General features: G+C 60.5%; 15 protein-coding genes and 1 pseudogene. 10 read left to right on the top strand and 6 right to left on the bottom strand.

All coding sequences use genetic code 11. From position 1 onward, the window contains the following. The first annotated feature begins 105 nt into the window (after positions 1 to 105). The 9 genes from FHX16_RS07305 to ppa all read left to right on the top strand — a co-directional run bounded on the left by FHX16_RS07305 (position 106) and on the right by ppa (position 13,852). Positions 106 to 2,193 carry a M3 family metallopeptidase gene (locus tag FHX16_RS07305; protein ID WP_183863725.1) on the top strand — a complete coding sequence of 696 codons (2,088 nt, stop codon included), beginning with the start codon at positions 106 to 108 and terminating at the stop codon, positions 2,191 to 2,193. A gap of 136 nt (positions 2,194 to 2,329) precedes the next feature. Continuing rightward, the gene (locus FHX16_RS07300; protein ID WP_183863724.1) at positions 2,330 to 3,445 is read left to right on the top strand and encodes an ABC transporter ATP-binding protein; all 1,116 of its coding nucleotides are present in this window, start codon (positions 2,330 to 2,332) and stop codon (positions 3,443 to 3,445) included. Then, positions 3,438 to 4,397, top strand: a complete 960-nt coding sequence (locus FHX16_RS07295) for an ABC transporter substrate-binding protein (RefSeq protein ID WP_259126882.1) — start codon at positions 3,438 to 3,440, stop codon at positions 4,395 to 4,397. Before FHX16_RS07300 ends, FHX16_RS07295 begins: the two co-directional genes overlap by 8 nt. A gap of 10 nt (positions 4,398 to 4,407) precedes the next feature. Then, on the top strand, positions 4,408 to 6,087 hold the full coding sequence (locus FHX16_RS07290) for an iron ABC transporter permease (protein WP_183863722.1): 1,680 nt from the start codon (positions 4,408 to 4,410) through the stop codon (positions 6,085 to 6,087). A 129-nt stretch (positions 6,088 to 6,216) separates the two neighbouring features. Further along, a complete protein-coding gene (locus FHX16_RS07285; protein WP_183863721.1) occupies positions 6,217 to 7,794 on the top strand; it encodes an alkaline phosphatase in 1,578 nt (525 codons plus the stop codon). Positions 7,795 to 7,919: 125 nt separating this feature from the next. Beyond that, complete coding sequence (typA, locus tag FHX16_RS07280; protein WP_183863720.1) at positions 7,920 to 9,737, top strand: translational GTPase TypA; 1,818 nt, start codon at positions 7,920 to 7,922, stop codon at positions 9,735 to 9,737. 202 nt (positions 9,738 to 9,939) lie between these two features. Further along, the gene (locus FHX16_RS07275; RefSeq protein ID WP_114714034.1) at positions 9,940 to 10,446 is read left to right on the top strand and encodes a GNAT family N-acetyltransferase; all 507 of its coding nucleotides are present in this window, start codon (positions 9,940 to 9,942) and stop codon (positions 10,444 to 10,446) included. Positions 10,447 to 10,571: 125 nt separating this feature from the next. Further along, positions 10,572 to 13,217, top strand: a complete 2,646-nt coding sequence (locus FHX16_RS07270; protein ID WP_183863719.1) for an AMP-binding protein — start codon at positions 10,572 to 10,574, stop codon at positions 13,215 to 13,217. Positions 13,218 to 13,315: 98 nt separating this feature from the next. Continuing rightward, a complete protein-coding gene (gene ppa / locus FHX16_RS07265; RefSeq protein WP_016556608.1) occupies positions 13,316 to 13,852 on the top strand; it encodes an inorganic diphosphatase in 537 nt (178 codons plus the stop codon). Here ppa and FHX16_RS07260 read toward each other — a convergent pair whose 3' ends face one another. Then, positions 13,853 to 14,167 (bottom strand): DUF167 domain-containing protein, encoded by a 315-nt coding sequence (locus FHX16_RS07260; RefSeq protein WP_183755168.1) that lies wholly within the window; start codon positions 14,165 to 14,167, stop codon positions 13,853 to 13,855. After that, on the bottom strand, positions 14,164 to 14,454 hold the full coding sequence (locus FHX16_RS07255) for a YggT family protein (protein ID WP_016556606.1): 291 nt from the start codon (positions 14,452 to 14,454) through the stop codon (positions 14,164 to 14,166). The genes FHX16_RS07260 and FHX16_RS07255 overlap by 4 nt, the downstream gene beginning before the upstream one ends. A gap of 139 nt (positions 14,455 to 14,593) precedes the next feature. Here FHX16_RS07255 and FHX16_RS07250 point away from each other — a divergent pair. Continuing rightward, a pseudogene (locus tag FHX16_RS07250) lies at positions 14,594 to 15,840 on the top strand (MFS transporter). Positions 15,841 to 15,846: 6 nt separating this feature from the next. Here FHX16_RS07250 and FHX16_RS07245 read toward each other — a convergent pair. From FHX16_RS07245 to FHX16_RS07230, 4 genes are all read right to left on the bottom strand, one after another. Further along, on the bottom strand, positions 15,847 to 16,332 hold the full coding sequence (locus tag FHX16_RS07245) for a RidA family protein (protein ID WP_016556604.1): 486 nt from the start codon (positions 16,330 to 16,332) through the stop codon (positions 15,847 to 15,849). Between the two features lie 146 nt (positions 16,333 to 16,478). Then, a complete protein-coding gene (locus FHX16_RS07240; RefSeq protein WP_183863717.1) occupies positions 16,479 to 17,231 on the bottom strand; it encodes a glutamine amidotransferase in 753 nt (250 codons plus the stop codon). Next, a complete protein-coding gene (locus FHX16_RS07235; protein WP_183755171.1) occupies positions 17,221 to 17,706 on the bottom strand; it encodes a TerB family tellurite resistance protein in 486 nt (161 codons plus the stop codon). The genes FHX16_RS07240 and FHX16_RS07235 overlap by 11 nt, the downstream gene beginning before the upstream one ends. A gap of 15 nt (positions 17,707 to 17,721) precedes the next feature. After that, positions 17,722 to 19,314, bottom strand: coding sequence for a heme biosynthesis protein HemY (locus tag FHX16_RS07230; RefSeq protein WP_183863716.1), 1,593 nt, complete (start codon positions 19,312 to 19,314; stop codon positions 17,722 to 17,724).

Raw genomic sequence — 19,314 nt, 5'->3', positions numbered from 1 at the left:
AGTTTTCGCAGTCAGGGCGGGTGATGTGCGTCTGATCGCCAATACCAATTGCGGATGCGCATCCCTATATTGCCTGTTCAGTTGCCTGCCACAAAGGATCTCCGCATGCCTTCCACATCAGAATTCAACCCGGCACTTGTCGAATGGAACGGTCTCCACGGCCTGCCGCGTTTCGACGCTCTCAATGATGGCGACTTTGCTCCCGCCTTCGATGCAGCACTCGCGGCGCACGAGAAAGAGATCGACGCGATCGCGGGAAATCCGGAGGCCCCGACATTCGAGAACACCGTCGTTGCGCTCGAGATCGCGGGTGATGAACTGTCGCGCGTGTCGGCACTGTTCTGGAATCGGGCAGGCGCCCATACCAACGATACGATCCAGGCGCTGGAGCGGGATATCTCGCCGAAGATGTCGCGCCACTATTCCAAGATCGGCATGAATGCGGCGCTGTTTGCGCGTATCGATGCCTTGTGGGAAGCGCGCGAAAGCCTCGGCCTGACGCTGGAGCAAACGCGGGTGCTGGAGCGCCACTGGAAGGGCTTCGTCAAATCGGGCGCGAAGCTGCCAAAGTCCGAGCAGGAGAAGCTCGCGGGCATCAACGAGAAGCTCGCGGGTCTCGGCACCCAGTTCGGCCAGAACGTGCTTGCCGACGAGAAGAGCTGGGCGCTGATCCTTTCCGACGGCGCGGATCTCGATGGTATTCCCGACTTTCTGAAGGATGCGATGGCGGCGGCTGCGCGCGAGCGTGGCGAAGAGGGCAAGTTTGCTGTCACGCTGTCGCGCTCGATCATCGAACCGTTCCTGACCTTCTCGGAGCGGCGCGACCTGCGCGAGCAGGCTTTCAAGGCCTGGGTCTCGCGTGGCGAGAACGATGGCGCTACCGATAATCGCGGCATCATCAGGGATACGCTTGCGCTCCGCGACGAGGTGGCAAAGCTCCTCGGCTATGGCAACTTCGCCGAACTGAAGCTCGACAACACGATGGCGAAGACGCCTGAGGCCGTCAACCATCTGCTTCGGGAGGTATGGGCCAAGGCGGTAAAGCGTGCCGGCGAGGAAGAAGCCGATATCGCCAAGCTGATCGCTGATGAAGGCAAGAACCACGACGTCATGCCCTGGGACTGGCGCCACTATGCCGAGAAGATCCGGGCGCAGCGGTTCAATTTCTCAGAGGCCGAGCTGAAGCCCTACCTGCAGCTGGAGAAGATCATCGACGCCTGCTTCGACGTCGCTGGCCGGTTGTTCGGCATTCGCGCCGTCGAGAAGAAGGGTGTCCCCGCCTACCATCCCGATGCGCGCGTGTTCGAGATCCGCGATCGCGAGGACCGGCTGGTGGCACTCTTCCTTGGCGATTATTTCGCCCGCAGTTCCAAGCGTTCCGGGGCCTGGATGAGCTCGTTCCAGTCGCAGCACAAGCTGCCGCTGAAGAATGGTCGCAGCGGCGAACTGCCGATCATCTACAATGTCTGCAACTTCGCGAAGCCAGCCGAAGGCAAGCCGGCGCTCTTGTCACTCGATGACGCGCGTACGCTGTTCCACGAGTTCGGCCATGCGCTGCACGGGATGCTGTCAAACGTCACATATCCCTCGGTCTCGGGCACAGGCGTTTCCCGCGACTTCGTCGAGCTGCCGTCGCAGCTTTACGAACACTGGCTGACGGTGCCCGCGATCCTGAAGCAATATGCCGTGCACTTCGAAACCGGCGAGCCGATGCCGCAGGCCCTGCTCGACAAGGTTCTGGCAGCACGGACGTTCAACTCCGGCTTCAATACGGTCGAGTTCACCTCGTCGGCGCTTGTCGATATGGCGTTCCATACCCGCGACAAGGTCGAGGATCCGATGGCGGTGCAGAAAGAGGTGCTGTCGGAGCTCGGCATGCCGAAGTCGATCGTCATGCGGCACGCCTCGCCGCACTTCCAGCACATCTTCTCCGGCGGCTATTCAGCCGGCTACTATTCGTACATGTGGTCCGAAGTTCTCGATGCGGATGCCTTTGCTGCCTTCGAGGAAACGGGCGATGCCTTCAATCGCGAGATGGCGGCCAAGCTCAAGGACAACATCTATTCCGTCGGTGGCGCGATCGACCCTGAGGATGCCTACAAGGCTTTCCGCGGCAAGTTGCCGAGCCCGGATGCCATGCTGGTCAAGAAGGGTCTGGCGACCTTCGAAGAACGATCCGGCAGCGACGCCTGAGGCAGCAGGTCGCGCATAATCGATGCGTGAGGGCTAAAGTATTGACGGAAGATGGCATCTTGCCGCTTCGTCACATGACTGTCATTGAAGATTAATAAGCAACCGGCATCGATTTTCAACCGATGCCGGTTTTTTCATGACCCCTCAACCTTCAGAGACCAATGCGGCCGTTTCGACGGCCAGCGTGGAATTGCACTATGGGTCGACGCCCGTTCTGAAGGGTATTGATCTCTCGCTTTCCAAGGGAAAGACGCTGGCGCTGCTTGGGCCGTCCGGCTGCGGAAAGACTACTCTGCTGAGACTCGTCGCGGGATTGCTCGCGCCGACGAGAGGTTCGATCGCGATTGCCGGACGCACAGTTGCCGATGCCGCAAGCGGCGCCTTCTCACCGCCGGAAAAGCGCAATCTCGGCATGGTGTTTCAGGACTATGCGCTCTGGCCGCACATGACCGTTGGCGGCAACGTCTCCTTTCCCCTCGAAATGCGCGGTATCGGCAAATCCGAGCGGGGATCCCGGACAATGCGGGCGTTGGAACGCGTCGGTCTCGGCGCTTATGCCGATCGCCGACCGAGCGATCTCTCCGGTGGTCAGCAGCAGCGTGTCGCGATTGCGAGGGCGATCGTTGCCGAGCCGCAGCTCATTCTCTTCGACGAACCGCTGTCCAATCTCGATCGCGAGTTGCGCGAGAACATGGTCGGCGAACTTGCCGAGCTGATCGCGACGCTCGGCCTGACGGCAATTTATGTCACCCACGATCATAGCGAGGCGCTGACGCTGGCCGACGACGTCGCCGTCATGCGTGGTGGGTTGATCGAGCAGTTGGCATCGCCCGATGAGCTGATCGAGAAGCCGGCAACGCCTGAGGTCGCCGACTTCCTGCGCCTCGGCGGCGTTGCTGAGCTCGAGTATCGTGATGAACACTGGTTCTTCAAAGGCAGCGGCCTCGCCCTGCTGCGCGGTGCCGATGGCGTCGATTGCGCCGTTCGCGTCCTCATTCCCACCGGATCGATCACCGCGGGAGAGATCCTGCCGGGCACGCTTGCCGCAACGGTGCTGCGCTCGCAGTTCCGCGGCGATGGCCATCTGGCGACCGTCTCTCTGGTCGGCGCCGAGACAATCGAATTGCAGGTTTTGAGCCGCGCCAAGCTGCGACCCGGCGAGGGCATCGGTCTGTCGATCGATCCCGGCCAGATCCGGTGGTTCGGCAAAGAGGTTCAGTCGTCCAAAGAGGAGAATTTGGAGCATGTTTAAGTCGTTGAAGAGCATCACTTTCGGCGTTCTCGCCGCAACGCTGATGGCGGGCGTCGCCCACGCCGACATCACGGTCTACACCGCTGGTCCGCAGGGGCTGATCGACAAAATGTCGGCCGGCTTTACCAAGCAGACGGGCGTCAAAGTTAACGTCTTCCAAGCAACGACCGGCAAGGTCATGGCCCGTATCGAGGCCGAAGCCTCGAACCCGGTCGTCGACGTTCTTATTTCGGCTTCCTGGGATACGGCGACCGACTTCGCCAAGCGCGGCTGGCTCGTGTCCTACACCAGCCCGAACGCCGCCAAGGTTCCTGACTTCCTGAAAACCGACACGGCCGTTGCCCAGGGGATCTCGGCGCTCGGCATCGCCTGGAACACCAAGAGCGGCACGCCGAAGCCGGCCGAGTGGGCCGACCTGACGAAGCCTGAATACAAAGACCTCGTCAACATTCCGGATCCGGCGCAGTCCGGCTCGTCCTTCGAGCTGACGGCGGCGCTTGCCGGCCAGGATGACTTCAAGCTCTTCAAGGATCTGAAGGACAACGGCGCCATCATCGCGGGTGCCAATGCCGAGGCTCTGAACCCGGTTCTGCAGGGTGCGAAGGCTGCCGTCTTCGGCGCCGTTGATTACATCACCCTCAATGCCAAGGAAAAGGGCGAGAACATCGATGTGATCTTCCCAGAATCCGGCACTGTTATCGCGCCGCGTCCGGCCATGATCCTCAACTGGTCGAAGAACCAGGATGAGGCGAAGAAGTTCATCGACTACATGCTCTCTGACGAAGGCCAGAAGCTTGTTGCCGACCAGATGCTGATGCCGGCTCGTAGCGACATTCCGGCAAGCCGTCCGCTGATCAGCGATCTGAAGCTGCTGAAGTACGACACTGCTGCTGTCTACGGCAAGCGGAAGGAAACGCTGAAGCAGGTCACCGACACGTTCGGCGGCAAGTAAGGACAGGGCGATGAGGACGAACGATGGTAGCGGCGCTGCGCCGGCCGCCTGGCTGGCGATCGCGGGGTTGATCGTTATCGTCGGCGTTCCATTCATCGCCGTTGTGCTTCAGGGCATCTTTCCCAACCTCGGACAGGGCTCGTTCGCGGGCCCTTTCTCCTCGCTTGTTGCGACACTTTTCGATAGCGCGCTTGTTGGCATGGCCGGGAACACCATTCTGCTCGGCAGTTGCGTGGTGCTGGCCTCGGCGCTGGTGGCGGTGCCGCTCGGCGTGTTTCGGGCGCTCTATCGCATCCCGCTCGCGCCGCTCTGGGATGTGTTGCTGCTCGTTCCGTTCATGATCCCGCCTTACATCGCCACACTTGGCTGGATCATGACGTTGCAACCGCGCGGCTATCTTCAGCAGATCGCGGGATTCAACCTCGCACCCTCTCTTTTTTCGCTGTTCGGCATGACCATGGTCATGGCCTTCAACACTTTTCCCGTCGTCTATTTCGCAGTATCGCGCACGGTCGAGGCTGTTGGTGCGCGTTATGCGGACGTCGGTCGCGTCTTCGGCGCATCGCCGGCGCGGGCGTTCTTTCGGATCACGCTACCACTGTCGGCGCCCGGGCTCGTTGCCAGCCTGATGCTGGTCTTTGCCGCAGCGATCGAGGAATACGGTACGCCGGCAGCGCTTGGTCGTCGCGCCGGCTTCCAGGTGCTGGTCACCGGTATCGACCTGCGGATCTCGGATTGGCCGATCGATCTGCCGGGGGCCGCGATCCTGTCGATCCTGCTTGTCGTCATGTCGCTGCTGACTTTCCTGCTGCAGCGATGGATCCTTGCCCGGCGGTCCTATCAGACCGTGGGCGGCAAACCCGCTGCCAAGGACAAGCGGCCGCTTGGGGCGATGAAGGTTCCCGTGATGATCGCCTTCGCCGTCGTCGCCTTCCTTGCGACGGGCGTGCCGCTGCTCTCGATCCTGTTCACCGCACTGTCGCGCACGATCTCGGGTGGTCTGGCGCTCGACAACATCAGCGTCGAGAACTTCCTGTCCGTCTTCAACAACAGCGCCGGTGCACTGGGCGCGCTTCTCAACAGCTTCTCGCTGGGCATCGGCACGGCGTTGATTACCGGCCTCATCGGCGTATTGGCCGCCTATACTGTGGTCAAGACGAAGATCCGCGGGCGCGTGGCGATCGACACGATGACGATCCTGCCGAATGCGCTGCCAGGCATCGTTGTTGCCGTCGGCCTGATCCTTGCCTGGAACATGCCCTGGCTGCCGGCGACCCCCTACAACACGGCATTTATCCTGCTTCTCGCCTATTGCTGCATCCTGCTGCCGCAGCCCGTGCGTTACACGACGGCGGCATTCCAGCAGATCGGGGACAGCCTGGAAGCCGCGGCTCGGGTCTTTGGTGCAAGCGGAGTGACTGCGTTCCGCCGCATCCTCCTGCCGCTCGTCTTTCCGAGCCTCGCTTCCGCAATGCTGTTGGTCTTTGCGCTTGCGTCGCGCGAACTGGTGGCTTCGGTCGTCGTCGCACCTGTCGGCATGCAGACGATCGCCACCTTCATCTGGCGGCAGTTCGAGCAGGGGTCGATTGGCCTCGGCATGGCGATGGCCTTCATCGCCATCCTCATCACGACGCTTTTGCCGCTTCTGCTGCTGACGCTGCTTCGCCGCAGCGGATTGGTGGCGGAATAGCGCCTCGCCAGCGGCGCTCTCGTAACAAAACTGTCGCTGAAGTTTCGAAAAACGGTCATGCCACCTTCAAGCGAATGACATGACAGCCGCCATAGGTTCGGCCCTCCCGTTAGCCGGATAGACCTTGGCATGACATTGACTGAAACGACCCGTCGACGCTTCCTTTCATCCATGGGCGCCGTTGGCGGATTTGCACTGGCCGGGCTGGCGATGCCCTATTACGCACGCGGCTCGTCCAGTCGCCCAGTCTTTACTGCGGGCGTGCAATCCGGCGATGTCGATGCGAATTCGGGCGTGGTCTGGGCGCAGGTGAGCCGGCCGGCACGGCTCTATGTCGAGTATTCGACGAGCGACCGGTTCGCCAATGCGGTGCGCGTCGCGCCCATTGACGTGACGCCGGATACCAATCTGGCGGGAAAGTTGCTGCTCCAGAATCTCCCTGATGATCAGGAGATATTCTATCGCTTCCGTGCGGCCGACCTGCAGGACGTCAACGATCTGTCGGAGCCGATCCATGGACAGTTTCGCACGGCGCCGGCGGGTAAACGCAACATCCGTTTTGCGTGGTCGGGGGATACGGCCGGCCAGGGCTGGGGCATTGATGACGAGGGGATGCGGACCTATTCGACGATCGCCTACCACCGGCCGGATTTCATGATCCACTCCGGCGACACCATCTATGCCGACAATCCCATTGCCGATGAGGTCAGGCTACGAGACGGTAGTGTCTGGAAGAACCGCATCGTCACCGAAGCAAAGCGCGACATTGCGCAGACGCTCGACCAGTTTCGTGGCCAGTGGGCCTATAATCTGCTCGACGACCATGTGAAGGCGTTCAACGCGGTCTGTCCGGTGTTCTATCAATGGGATGATCATGAGGTGCTGAACAACTGGTCGCCCTCGACCGACCTTCGCGACGATGATCGCTACAAGGAAAAATCGATCGCCACGCTTGCATCCCGCGCAAGCCGTGCCTTTCATGAGATGACGCCAATTCGTTACGTGGCCGATGAGCCGGGCCGGATTTATCGCAAGGTGTCCTACGGTCCACTGCTCGACGTCTTCTTCATCGACCTGCGCTCCTATCGTGGCCCGAACAGTCATGGGCTGGATGTCGAGCCAAACCCGGAGTGTCGGCTTCTGGGCGAGCGGCAGGTGGCGTGGCTGAAGCGCGAGCTGGTGCGCTCGACAGCGACCTGGAAGGTCATCGCCTGCGATCTGCCGATCGGGTTGGTGATCTGGGACGATTACGGTCACCGGACGGGCAGCGAGTCGATTTCCAATGGTGACAATGGCGCCCCGCGCGGTCGCGAGCTTGAGTTTGCCGATCTGCTGCGCTTCATCCGCGATGCCGGCATAGCGAACATGATCTGGCTGACAGCCGACGTGCACTATACGGCTGCGCACTACTACGATCCAGGTAAGGCGAAGTTCCATGAGTTCCTGCCGTTCTGGGAGTTCGTGGCGGGTCCGTTACATTCCGGAACCTATGGTCAGCAGGAACTCGACATGACTTTCGGGCCGCAGGTGAAGTTCATGAAAGCCGCACCTGGCGGTGCGGAGCAGAACCTGCCGCCCTCGGCCGGCATGCAGTTCTTCGGGCTTGTCGACATCGATGGGCAGACCGAGCAACTGACCGTGAGGCTGATGGATCGGAACGATACCGAGCTGTGGCGGACGACGCTCGATCCGCAGATATCGAGTTGACGTCCATGCATGGCAGGCAATCCGGCCTCCCCCCTTTCGCAAACGCGAAAAACACTGTATGAGCCGCCCAAATGAAATTGGCGCCTTCTCCCAGCGCGGCGCCCCAGCTTCAGAGATATAGACATATGGCACTTCGCAACATCGCGATTATCGCGCACGTTGACCATGGCAAGACGACACTGGTTGACGAACTCCTGAAACAGTCCGGCTCGTTCCGCGAGAACCAGCGCGTTGCAGAACGCGTCATGGACTCCAACGACCTGGAAAAGGAGCGCGGCATCACGATTCTTGCCAAGGCGACCTCGGTCGAGTGGAAGGGTGTTCGCATCAACATCGTCGACACCCCCGGCCACGCCGACTTCGGCGGTGAAGTCGAGCGTATTCTCTCGATGGTGGATGGCGCGATCGTTCTGGTCGACTCGTCGGAAGGCCCGATGCCGCAGACCAAGTTCGTCGTCTCCAAGGCGCTGAAGGTCGGCCTCCGTCCGATCGTCGCGATCAACAAGATCGACCGTCCCGATGGCCGCCACGAGGAAGTCATCAACGAAGTGTTCGACCTCTTCGCCAGCCTCGACGCCACGGACGAGCAGCTCGACTTCCCGATCCTCTACGGTTCGGGTCGCGATGGCTGGATGAACGTCAATCCTGAGGGCCCGAAGGACCAGGGTCTCGCACCGCTGCTCGACCTCGTGCTGAACCACGTTCCGGAGCCGACGGTTGCCGATGGCCCGTTCACGATGATCGGCACGATCCTCGAAGCCAACCCCTTCCTCGGCCGCATCATCACCGGCCGTATCAATTCCGGCTCGATCAAGCCGAACCAGGCCGTCAAGGTTCTCGGCCAGGATGGCAAGCTGATCGAAAGCGGTCGTATCTCGAAGATCCTCGCCTTCCGCGGTATCGAGCGCACCTCGATCGACGAAGCGCATGCAGGCGACATCGTCGCGATCGCCGGCCTCTCCAAGGGCACGGTTGCCGACACCTTCTGTGATCCGGCGATCACCGAAGCGCTGACCGCGCAGCCGATCGATCCGCCGACCGTCACCATGTCCTTCATCGTCAACGACAGCCCGCTGGCTGGCACCGAGGGTGACAAGGTTACCTCGCGCGTCATCCGCGACCGCTTGTTCAAGGAAGCCGAAGGCAACGTCGCGCTGAAGATCGAAGAAGCCGAAGGCAAGGATTCGTTCTACGTATCCGGCCGCGGCGAATTGCAGCTCGCTGTTCTGATCGAAACCATGCGCCGCGAAGGCTTCGAGCTCGCCGTGTCGCGTCCGCGCGTCGTCATGCACAAGGATGACAGCGGCAACACGATGGAACCGATCGAAGAAGTCGTCATCGACGTCGACGAAGAGCACTCCGGCGTCGTCGTGCAGAAGATGTCCGAGCGCAAGGCTGAAATGACCGAGCTGCGTCCTTCGGGCGGCAACCGCGTTCGCCTGGTGTTCAACGCGCCGACCCGCGGCCTGATCGGCTACCAGTCCGAACTGCTGACCGACACGCGCGGTACCGCCGTGATGAACCGCCTGTTCAAGGACTACCAGCCCTTCAAGGGCGAAATCGGTGGCCGTACGAACGGCGTTCTCCTTGCTAACGCTCCGGGCGAAGCCGTTGCCTACGCCATGTTCAACCTTGAAGATCGCGGCCCGATGATGATCGAGCCCGGCGAAAAGGTCTACATGGGCATGATCATCGGCATCCACAGCCGTGACAACGACCTCGAGGTCAACGTCCTCAAGGGCAAGCAGCTGACCAACATCCGCGCCGCCGGCAAGGACGAAGCCGTCAAGCTGACGCCGCCGATCCGCATGACGCTCGACCGCGCTCTCTCCTGGATCCAGGACGACGAGCTGATGGAAGTGACGCCGAAGTCGATCCGTCTGCGCAAGATGTATCTGGATGCGAACGATCGCAAGCGCTTCGCCAAGGCGAAGACGGCCTGAGTCATCCAGGCATTCTGAACACCAAAACCCCGGCCACCGTGCCGGGGTTTTTTATTGTGTGCCGCGTCGAATCCGGCTTGTCGCAATAGTTAAAGAAGCGTTAAATTTCAGTTGTCGTCCACATGTTAAGTCTGTGGGCAAGCGACCTGAATGCGCCGGACGCATATGGTTAATTGCCGGCAATCGGACCAGAGTACGCGTTATGAAGACGTTGTCGATCGATGTTCGGCGGGCCGAGCCGCACGATTCCCGAGCTATTTCGGAGGTGCATCGGCTTGCGTGGCAGCACACCTATGCGGGAATCATCCCGCACCGTGCGTTGCGACAGATGATCGAGCGTCGCGGTGAGAATTGGTGGCGCAAGGCCACCCGAGGGCCGGCAACGCTTCTCGTTCTCGATGTTGCCGGAACGGTCGCTGGTTACGCAACGCTTGGCCTCAATCGCGCCCGCGCCCTGCCTCAGGAAGGTGAGATCTACGAACTCTACCTTCGCCCAGAATATCAGGGCATTGGCCTCGGACATATGCTCTTCGGCGAAGCGAGACGCCTTCTGAAGTCATTGGGCTGCAAAGGGCTGGTTGTGTGGTGCCTTGAGGAGAACGAGAACGGGGCTCACTTCTACCGCAGCCATGGTGGTATCGACTATTGCGAAGGCATGGAAACCTTCGACCAGAAGCAGCTAAAAAAGATCGGCTTCATCTGGGGTTGAGGATCTTCCTTTCCCTATCGTTTTTTCCAGCGAAATTGACAGTTGCCGTCGTCACGAAAACTTGCAAATAACATTCAACTTATATAAGTCGCGGCTCACGCTCTTGGCGCGTGAGGGGGACAAGCATGTTGGATGGCTTTTGGACGCGTCTCGACCGCGGGGGTGACCGGCCCGCGTTGCTGCTGCCCTCCCGACCCGCCATTACTTACAGCGAGCTTGCCGATCGCGTCGCAACACTCGGCCGCGCTCTGGGCCCAACCAAAAAGCTGATGGCCATCGAAGCTGCGCATTCGGAGCATTCAATTATTGCCTATCTCGCAGCCCTTGCCGGCGGGCACGCGGTTGCATTGCTGCCGTCTGAGGACCGCGTCGCCTGGTCATCCTTCCTTGAGCGGTTTGCGCCCGAGATCGTCTACCGCCGTGAGGGTCGGCGCTGGCGGCTCACCGAAACAAACCTCAATTCCGGTGATGTGGCGGTGCATCCTGATCTTGCCCTCATGCTTGTGACATCGGGTAGTACGGGCAGTGGAAAGGCCGTGAGGTTGTCGAAGACAGCGGTGGCCGCCAACGCAGAGCAGATTGCCGACTATCTTGAACTGCTGGAAAGCGATGTTGGTGCGCTGGTCCTGCCGCTTCACTATTCATACGGTTTGTCTGTTCTCAATTCCCACCTTGCCGTCGGTGCCGCGATCTGGGTGCCAGGTACATCTGTCCTTGAACCGACATTCCTCGATGATTTCAGTGCCGCCCGATGCACCAACTTCGCAGGTGTTCCGCATTCCTACGAGCTCCTCGAGCAACGCGGGTTTCGCGAGCAGCACTATCCCGATCTTCGCTTCATGACGGTTGCCGGCGGACGTATGGAGTTGGAGGCGGTGCGGCGCTACCACGGGTGGCTGCAATACGAGGGGCAGCGCTTCTACGTGATGTATGGACAGACAGAAGCGACCGCACGAATTGCTTACGTCCCTCCTGAGCATCTGCCTGGGAGTGCAGATCGGATCGGGACCGCGGTGCCGGGCGGTGAGCTGTGGCTGGTCGACGAGAAGGGTGCAATAATCACGGACACCGACGTTGCCGGCGAGCTGGTCTATCGTGGGCCCAACGTCATGCTCGGCTACGCCGACACCCGTCAAGATCTGGCGCGCGGTGCTGATATTGAGGAGCTTCGGACCGGTGATCTGGCCGCGCGCGATGCGGACGGACTGTTTCGGATCACGGGCCGTTTGCGGCGGATGTCCAAGATCGGCGGTGTCCGTCTCGGCCACGATGCGCTTGAAGCAGCGCTGGCTGCGAAAGGCATCACAGCCGCGGTCGTGGGCAACGACCAGCAGCTGCTTGCGGCCTTTGCAGGGTCGCAACGCGAGGAGGATGTTCGTGAGGCGCTGGCGGTGATTGCAGGCATCGGCTTGCCACAGGTGCGCGCGATCGGCTTTGAGGAGCTGCCGCGGCTTGCCAACGGTAAGATTGACTACGCACACCTCCGCCTACGCATGGAATCCCCGACGGCGTGCGAGCAAGCCACGGTCTTGAGCCTGTTTCGCGAAGTGTTTTTTCCCCGACGCGTCTCGCCCAACGACAGCTTTGCAGAGCTTGGCGGGGATTCGTTGCGTTATCTCGAGCTTACAGTCGGTCTCGAGCGGCTGCTTGGCAGGGTGCCGGATGGTTGGGAAAAGATAACTGTCGGTGTGCTGGCGGGTCTATCGCATTCGTCGAGCCCCCAACGAACGATCGCCAGTGACATTCTCCTGAAATCCATTGCAATCCTGCTGGTGGTGCTCCATCACGCCACGCCGTGGCCCATTCCTGGCGGTGCGGGCACAATGTTGGTGCTGTGCGGATACGGGCTGGCGCGCTTCCAGTCCAGTGCGCTTTTCGCCGGGGACCTGAGGCGTTTTCTGCTGCCGCTTAGCCTAGTTCTCTGGCCCTACTACCTTGTCGTCCTGGGTTTCAGTATTGCCTGGGGTGCAATACCGTGGGCCTCGGTCTTCCTGGTCGGCAACCTTGGCTTCGCTGAGCCTGATCGACATGAAATGCTGCCTTATCTCTACTGGTTCGTGGAGGCTTTCGCGCAGCTTCTGGTGCTTTGGGGAGCCTTGTTTGCTGTGCCGAGCATTCGCCGTTCTGCGGCAAGGGATCCTTTCCGTTTCGGCATGCTGTTTTTGGCGTTTGCCGTCCTCGCGCATTTCGCGGTCCCGGCGCTCTCGCCAGTTGGGCAGCGGCAGATATTCACCCTTGCCTGGGTGTTGCACCTTGCGGTTTTCGGATGGTGCGCGGCTTTTGCAAATTCGAGGAGCCGACGACTTGCGGTAATCGCCGCCGGATGCGCGGTCATGCCGCTTATGGCCTATACTGGCGGAAACTGGTCAGGGTCCTGGGTCCTCTATGGTATGCAGTTGCCGGTACTTGCCGTCCTTCTCTACGTGCCTCGGGTCAAGCTGCCCGCGACGCTTGCCGCCGTGCTGGTTGCGATCGCTGCCGGGAGCTATCACATTTACCTGCTACACCGGATTCTGCCGGAGGCCCTGTTTGATAGCGCCGATCCCGCGACCTTTAACGCGCCGCTACCGGTCGCAGTATCGGTCGTGTCCGGTCTATTGAGCGGCATACTTGCCCATCAGCTCCAGCGTCGCATCATGCTTGGCCAACGCTTGTGGGCAGGGTTGAGCTGGCTCGGCGATTGCCTGCGCCAGTCAGGCCGACAGGGGATGTCGTTCGGATCCGGTCGGCCCCTTGTAAGGGAACAACAGAGAAGTCGCGTGTCGCCTTGACGACCTCTTAGACGGGCCCAATCCACATTGGCGTGTTGCGTTGCGGGATGATTCCCAGTATCTGGCAACCATCGACTTAACCTTTAGAGGGAAGCTCTATGCGCATCGACGCCGTTTCCATTGGCAAGAACCCGCCGGAAGATGTCAACGTCATCGTTGAGGTGCCCGTCGGCGGCCACCCGATTAAGTACGAAATGGACAAGGAAGCCGGTACGCTGGTTGTCGATCGCTTCCTCTATACGCCGATGACTTATCCGGGCAACTACGGCTTCGTGCCGCATACGCTCTCCGAAGACGGCGACCCGATCGACGTCCTCATCGCCAGCACCCGTCCGCTCGTTCCGGGCTGTGTTATCAACGTGCGCCCAATCGGCGTTCTGAAGATGGAAGACAATTCCGGCAAGGACGAGAAGATCATCGCCGTACCTTCGCCGAAGCTCACGCTGCGCTACGAGAAGGTGAAGGACTACACCGACCTTCCGGATATCACGCTGAAGCAGATCGAGCACTTCTTCGAGCATTACAAGGATCTTGAGCCCGGCAAGTGGGTGAAGATTTTTGGTTGGGGCGATTCCAAGGAAGCTGGCGCACTGATCCTCGAGGCGATCGAACGCGCCAAGAAGGAAAAAGCGTAATCAGCTTTCGAGACGAGCACTCAATTTCCTGATCAAATCCTCCGGGTCGCCATCGATCCGGAGGATTTTTTTACGCGATGTGTCGCCGGAGGCGATACTGACGGATGATTTCGCGACCGCAAGCGACCTCGCTATGAGCGCGATCAAGGCTTTGTTCGCCTTACCCTTCTCGGGAGCCACAGCCACCCTGGCTTTGAGGTGAGACTTGTCCTCGGCGTCTACTTCAATGCCGTCAATGGCATCGCGCCCGCCGTTGGGCGTCAAGCGAACTGCCAGAGATATGTGGTCGGTGAAAGCAGCCCAGGGCCGGTTCATGCCACCAGCGGGAAGATCGAATTCCACATCAGCGAGCGCACGAAGAAGATGATCAGCAGCAGGATGATTGGCGAAATGTCGATACCGCCAAGGTTCGGCAGCACGCGACGGATCGGCCGTAGCAGCGGTTCGGTGACGTTGTAGAGGAACATGCCGACCGAATTGACGAACTGATTGCTGGAGTTGATTACGTTGAACGCATACAGCCAGGAGAAGATGGCGCTGGCGATCAGCACCCAAGTATAGAGATTCAAAGCCAAATCAATGGTTTGAAAAAGCGCAAGCATTGCAATCTCCAGTTCGTTGTTGACAGACATGTAGACATTGGCGACTAAACGAGCAAGTGCTGTCTCGAAACGCATTGTAAATCATGTTTAACAGCGGCGTCGTGCGTTGGCGTCTGGCCTGTTGTCCTGGAAAGCCCTCATGTCCTTTTCGCCAACCGGAGACCGTTTTGCCGCGTTCCGGCATCCTTCATATACTCGGTTCTTCTTCGCACGATTTCTCCTGTCCTTTTCGCAACAGATCGTCAGCGTGGCAGTTGGCTGGCAGATGTACGATCAGACCGGCAGCGCCATCTATCTCGGCCTGATTGGCCTGGTGCAATTTCTGCCGTCCTTGGTACTGATCCTTGTCACGGGGTCGGTCGCCGACCGGCATAACCGGCGTGCGATCGCTGCCCTTTGCTCGCTCGTAAGCGCGCTGTGCACGCTCGCACTGTTGTTGATGACGATTACGGGCACGTTCTCGCCACTACCGGTATTTGCTGTGCTGCTGGTGTTTGGCATCGAACGCGCCTTCATGTCGCCGGCCGTTCAGTCGCTCGCACCAAACCTTGTGCCAGCACAAGACTTGTCGAATGCCATCGCCTGGAATTCGTCCTCATGGCAACTAGCGGCGATTACAGGACCGGTTCTCGGCGGTCTCTTGTATGGCATCAGTCCTCACACGGCCTACACGGTTGCTGTTGTCTTCGCCGCACTGGGCGCAGCACTGCTCTACATGATCCCCAAACCGCCGCAGAAAACGACCGGCGAAGCCAAGAGCTGGGATATGATCCTCGGTGGCTTCCGCTTCATCCGTGCCGAGAAGGTCGTACTCGGCGCCATATCGCTGGACCTCTTTGCGGTGCTGCTCGGTGGCGCGACGGCACTGATGCCGATCTTTGCGCGGGATATCCTGACCCTCGGCCCATGGGGGCTTGGTCTCCTGCGATCGGCACCCGGGGTCGGCGCCATGCAATGGCGATTTTTCTCGCTGCCTATCCACTCAGGCATCGTGCGGGCGTTGCCATGTTCATCGGCGTTGCCCTGTTCGGTATTGGCACCATCGCGTTCGGATTCTCGACCAGCACGGAACTATCGATCGCAGCGCTGGCCATCATGGGGGCGGCCGACATGATTTCCGTCTATGTGCGGGAAAGCCTGATCGCCCTCTGGACGCCGGACGAATTGCGCGGCCGAGTCAATGCCGTCAACATGGTCTTTGTCGGCGCCTCCAATGAACTCGGAGAGTTTCGCGCCGGCACCATGGCGTCCATTTTTGGCGCCGTCCCTGCGGTTGTCATTGGCGGCATTGGGACACTTGCCGTAGCGGCAATTTGGGCAACGAGCTTTCCTAAGCTGCGCAAGATCGACAGCCTTGATGCGCCCGAGCGGCTTGGACAGGCGTGACGGTCTTCAGGTCGAGATAATGACCTCTGCTTCGATTTCGACGGGAAAGTTCAGCGGTAGGCCGGCAACGCCAATCGCTGATCGGGAGTGGCTACCGACTTCCGGTCCGAACACTTCGATGATCAGCTCGGTGAAACCGTTGATGACGGCCGGCGAATTGGCAAAGCGCGGCGCGCAATTCACCATACCGAAAACGCGGCACCAGCCAGTAATGCGATCAAGGCTGCCTAGTTCCCGCTTCAGACTGCCCAACATGGAAAGCGCTACTTTCCGAGCGGATGCCTTGGCCTCCTCAATGGAGATGTTCTCACCAACCGCTCCGAACGGGCCTGCAGGCGTACCATCGGTATTCTGTGGGCCGTGACCCGAGACGAATGCGCGATTACCGCGCACGTTCACCCACGGAAATGGCAGGACCATATTGGAAGGCAGTTTCAATGGCTGCGGTAGAACCAATCCCAACGCGGCAAGTCTCTGCTCGTAATTGGCCATGGAATTCCTCCGGAGATAGCTTTGCTCGTCATTGCTCGGGTACGGAAATCCGAAGATCTGATCTTGGATCGGAACATTCTTACTGGCGGGTATCGCCAAAGTGGTCGTTGGCGATCCTAGCACGCCGCGGTGCAGGGCGCACGCCGCTAAGCGGAAAGGACGGCCTTGGACGTTGCGACGGATTTCTTGGCCTCGAAAACAATATCGAGGAACTCACTCAGCCATGCCTTTAGCGGCGCGTCGAAGAGCATGCGTCCTTCCAGGTGTTCACGGCCCTGTTGCGCATTCGGAAGTATGAAGCGATGAGCGCCGTGGACCACCCAGCGGTGCATCATCGCGCGTGTCAGCTCGGCATGGAACTGGAGCCCCCAGGCATGGCCATCATAACGAAAGGCCTGATTGGGATAGGTGTCGCCTTCAGCCAGCAATTCCGCTCCGTGTGGCAGGTCAAAGCCTTCGCGGTGAAAGTGATAGACCATCCTCGGCCAGTGCATCAGCAGGCGGCCTTTCTCGGTCGGGCGCAAAGGATACCAGCCGATTTCGGTGGAGCCGTCGGCATTTGCCTGGACCTTGCCGCCGAGTTGCCGGACAAGCATCTGCGCGCCAAGGCAGATGCCGAGCAGTGGACGCTTTTCTCTGAGCGGCACATCGAGCCAATTGATTTCCGTCTTGACGAAGTCATCTGTATCGTTGGCGCTCATCGGACCACCGAAGACGACGGCACCCGCATGTTCCGCAAGCGTCGAGGGAAGCCTATCGCCGAGAACCGGGCGTCGGATATCGAGCCGGTATCCCTTCTCGACCAGTAGCTGACCGACCCGTCCGGGGCTCGAACGCTCCTGATGGAGGACGATCAAGACGGGACGTTTGTCGTCCTCCGGTAAACGGTCAGTCGGCATCGTCCTGCACCACCTCGGCATCCGTGACCCGTCGCGCTGCCTCCTGCCGCTTCTGGATACGCTCGCGGGCGGAGACACCGAGAAGCTCGGCAATGCGCCAGATCGCATCATCCTCCATCTCGCTACGCTCTCCATCGGCATAGACGATGTCCCAGAGAACCCCGATCAGCTCGAGCCGCTGTTCGGTGTTAAGGTGACGCTTGAGATCCGAGGTGAAGCGGTAGTAGTCGACGGCATCGCTTTCCGCCTCCTGGCCGGCGGCGATCAGCGCGTCGAGTTGCTTGCGATCGAGCCCGTACTGATCCTTCAGCAGCTTGCGAAGTCGCTTCGTTTCGCTGTCCTTGACCTGCCCATCGGCCTCCATGACCTGCATGCAGAGCGCGGCCACAGCGATGCGCGGATCGTCGGGCGCAAAGCCCTTCTTTGTGTTGTCGGAAGTCAGATTCTGAAAGAATTCCTGGAAGCGTTCGAACATTTAGGTCCTGTTTAATTAGAAAAGGCGGAGCCGTGTCTTGGGTTCTGGTTCCGCTGCTGGATTGCGAACGCCGGGATCGTCCGGCAGGCCGCCAAAGAAGGGGCGCGGTTCGGGTGAAGGTGCTGCGTCAGTCGGCTGTTTGCTTGTTCCCGGCTGCTTCGGAGACGGTCGCGCCGCCTCGGCGATCGTTGCAGCCCGCTCGAGTTCGATGATGCGATGATCGCTTGCCAGGTTTTCAGAACGGGCTTCGCGCACGGGGGGGAGCGTTTTCAGAGCGCTGTCGATCGAGATCGTTGTGCTTTCGTCAACTGCCTTGTCCACGTGGTCGAACGGCGCTTTCCAGACAAAAGCGTCCAATCGACCGCTGACTGGCGAGAGCGGCAACCATTTGTCGGAAACGAAACCGTCCGCCACCCATGCCGGATCGCGCGGAGCCTTCAGGGCTTGGGCAAGCCAGTGGCGAATACGACCTTGATCGCCGGTTTCGGCCTCCTCGATGTCGGCAAGCAGCAGGAAAACGGCTTCGCGTGGCTCGATGCGGGCGGCGGCCTCCGCCTTGGCGCGGGCCTTGGCAAAATCCTGAGTGTCGAGAGCGGCCTGAGCGACCAGGAGCAGAGATTCGACGTTGTTTGGCCGCATTGCTTCCAGGCGCTCGGCGCGCTTGAGGCGGTCGGCAGCAGAATCGCCGCTGCGCGCACGCACATAGGTGCCGCCGATGTCCGGATGCGGGTTCGACTTCCATGCCTGTTCGAGGATGGAGGCCGCCTTGCGCAGCTTGTCTTCACGGAACAGGGCTTTCGCGGCGATAATTGCGGCAGGCTCGAAGTCGGCCGAAAGCTTGAGGGCATGCGTAGCGTCGTCGCGCGCGCCCGCCGGATCGTTCTCGAGTTTCTCGGTGGCGCGAGCGGTCAACAGAACGGCGCGAAGCCTGTCAGCCTCGGCCTTTTCGATGACGCGACCTGCCTTTTGCTGCTCCAGCAACCGCATCGCATCATCCCAGCGCCCGGCCTGGCTGCGATACTCGAGCGTTGCCTGGGCGGCCCATGGCAGATAGGGCGCGTTGTCGGCAGCCTTTTCGGCATACTGCCGGGCCGCTTCGTTGGCGCCGAGGCGCTTGGCTTCGAGATACAGCCCACGCAACCCGAGTTCGCGAGTCTCGGGATCGTTTGTCATTTCCTCGAACTTGGCACGCGCTTCGTCGTGGCGGCCCTCGATCAACGCGGCCTGCGCCTCGAGAAGTGCGATCAGCGGCTCCTGATCGGCGCGGATCAAACCGCGGGAGCGGGCGGCCATTTTGCGAGCCATCAGCGCGTTGCCCGCGCCTGCTGCAATTAAGCCAGTCGACAGCGCCTGATAGCCGCGATCGCGCTTGCGGGCGCGAAAATAGCGGGTGACGGAATAGGGCGACGTCCAGATTGTTCGCAGCAGCCACCATACGATCATCACGACCGCAATGAGCGCGATCAGGGCGCTCGCAGCGACGATGAGCCGGGTTTGGTAGAGCTGGCCTTCCCAAATCAGCGAAAGATCGCCCGGGCGATCGGCCAGCCACGAAAATCCATAGCCAAGCGCCAGAACGAGGAGGGCGAATACGACGAGCCTGATCAT

The sequence above is a fragment of the Rhizobium sp. BK661 genome, from assembly GCF_024808825.1.
Lineage (GTDB): Bacteria > Pseudomonadota > Alphaproteobacteria > Rhizobiales > Rhizobiaceae > Rhizobium.
The sequence above is the reverse complement of the archived record's forward strand: the minus strand, read 5'-3'. Positions and strand labels throughout refer to the sequence as shown.

Bases quoted from the DNA above. Each gene is read 5' to 3' on its own strand.
- FHX16_RS07230 (WP_183863716.1), bottom strand. From the start codon at position 19,314: ATGATCAGGCTCGTCGTATTCGCCCTCCTCGTTCTGGCGCTTGGCTAT.
- FHX16_RS07290 (WP_183863722.1), top strand. From the start codon at position 4,408: ATGAGGACGAACGATGGTAGCGGCGCTGCGCCGGCCGCCTGGCTGGCG.
- typA (WP_183863720.1), top strand. From the start codon at position 7,920: ATGGCACTTCGCAACATCGCGATTATCGCGCACGTTGACCATGGCAAG.
- FHX16_RS07305 (WP_183863725.1), top strand. From the start codon at position 106: ATGCCTTCCACATCAGAATTCAACCCGGCACTTGTCGAATGGAACGGT.
- FHX16_RS07275 (WP_114714034.1), top strand. From the start codon at position 9,940: ATGAAGACGTTGTCGATCGATGTTCGGCGGGCCGAGCCGCACGATTCC.
- FHX16_RS07245 (WP_016556604.1), bottom strand. From the start codon at position 16,332: ATGGCCAATTACGAGCAGAGACTTGCCGCGTTGGGATTGGTTCTACCG.
- FHX16_RS07235 (WP_183755171.1), bottom strand. From the start codon at position 17,706: ATGTTCGAACGCTTCCAGGAATTCTTTCAGAATCTGACTTCCGACAAC.
- FHX16_RS07285 (WP_183863721.1), top strand. From the start codon at position 6,217: ATGACATTGACTGAAACGACCCGTCGACGCTTCCTTTCATCCATGGGC.
- FHX16_RS07300 (WP_183863724.1), top strand. From the start codon at position 2,330: ATGACCCCTCAACCTTCAGAGACCAATGCGGCCGTTTCGACGGCCAGC.
- FHX16_RS07260 (WP_183755168.1), bottom strand. From the start codon at position 14,167: ATGAACCGGCCCTGGGCTGCTTTCACCGACCACATATCTCTGGCAGTT.
- FHX16_RS07240 (WP_183863717.1), bottom strand. From the start codon at position 17,231: ATGCCGACTGACCGTTTACCGGAGGACGACAAACGTCCCGTCTTGATC.
- FHX16_RS07295 (WP_259126882.1), top strand. From the start codon at position 3,438: ATGTTTAAGTCGTTGAAGAGCATCACTTTCGGCGTTCTCGCCGCAACG.
- FHX16_RS07270 (WP_183863719.1), top strand. From the start codon at position 10,572: ATGTTGGATGGCTTTTGGACGCGTCTCGACCGCGGGGGTGACCGGCCC.
- FHX16_RS07255 (WP_016556606.1), bottom strand. From the start codon at position 14,454: ATGCTTGCGCTTTTTCAAACCATTGATTTGGCTTTGAATCTCTATACT.
- ppa (WP_016556608.1), top strand. From the start codon at position 13,316: ATGCGCATCGACGCCGTTTCCATTGGCAAGAACCCGCCGGAAGATGTC.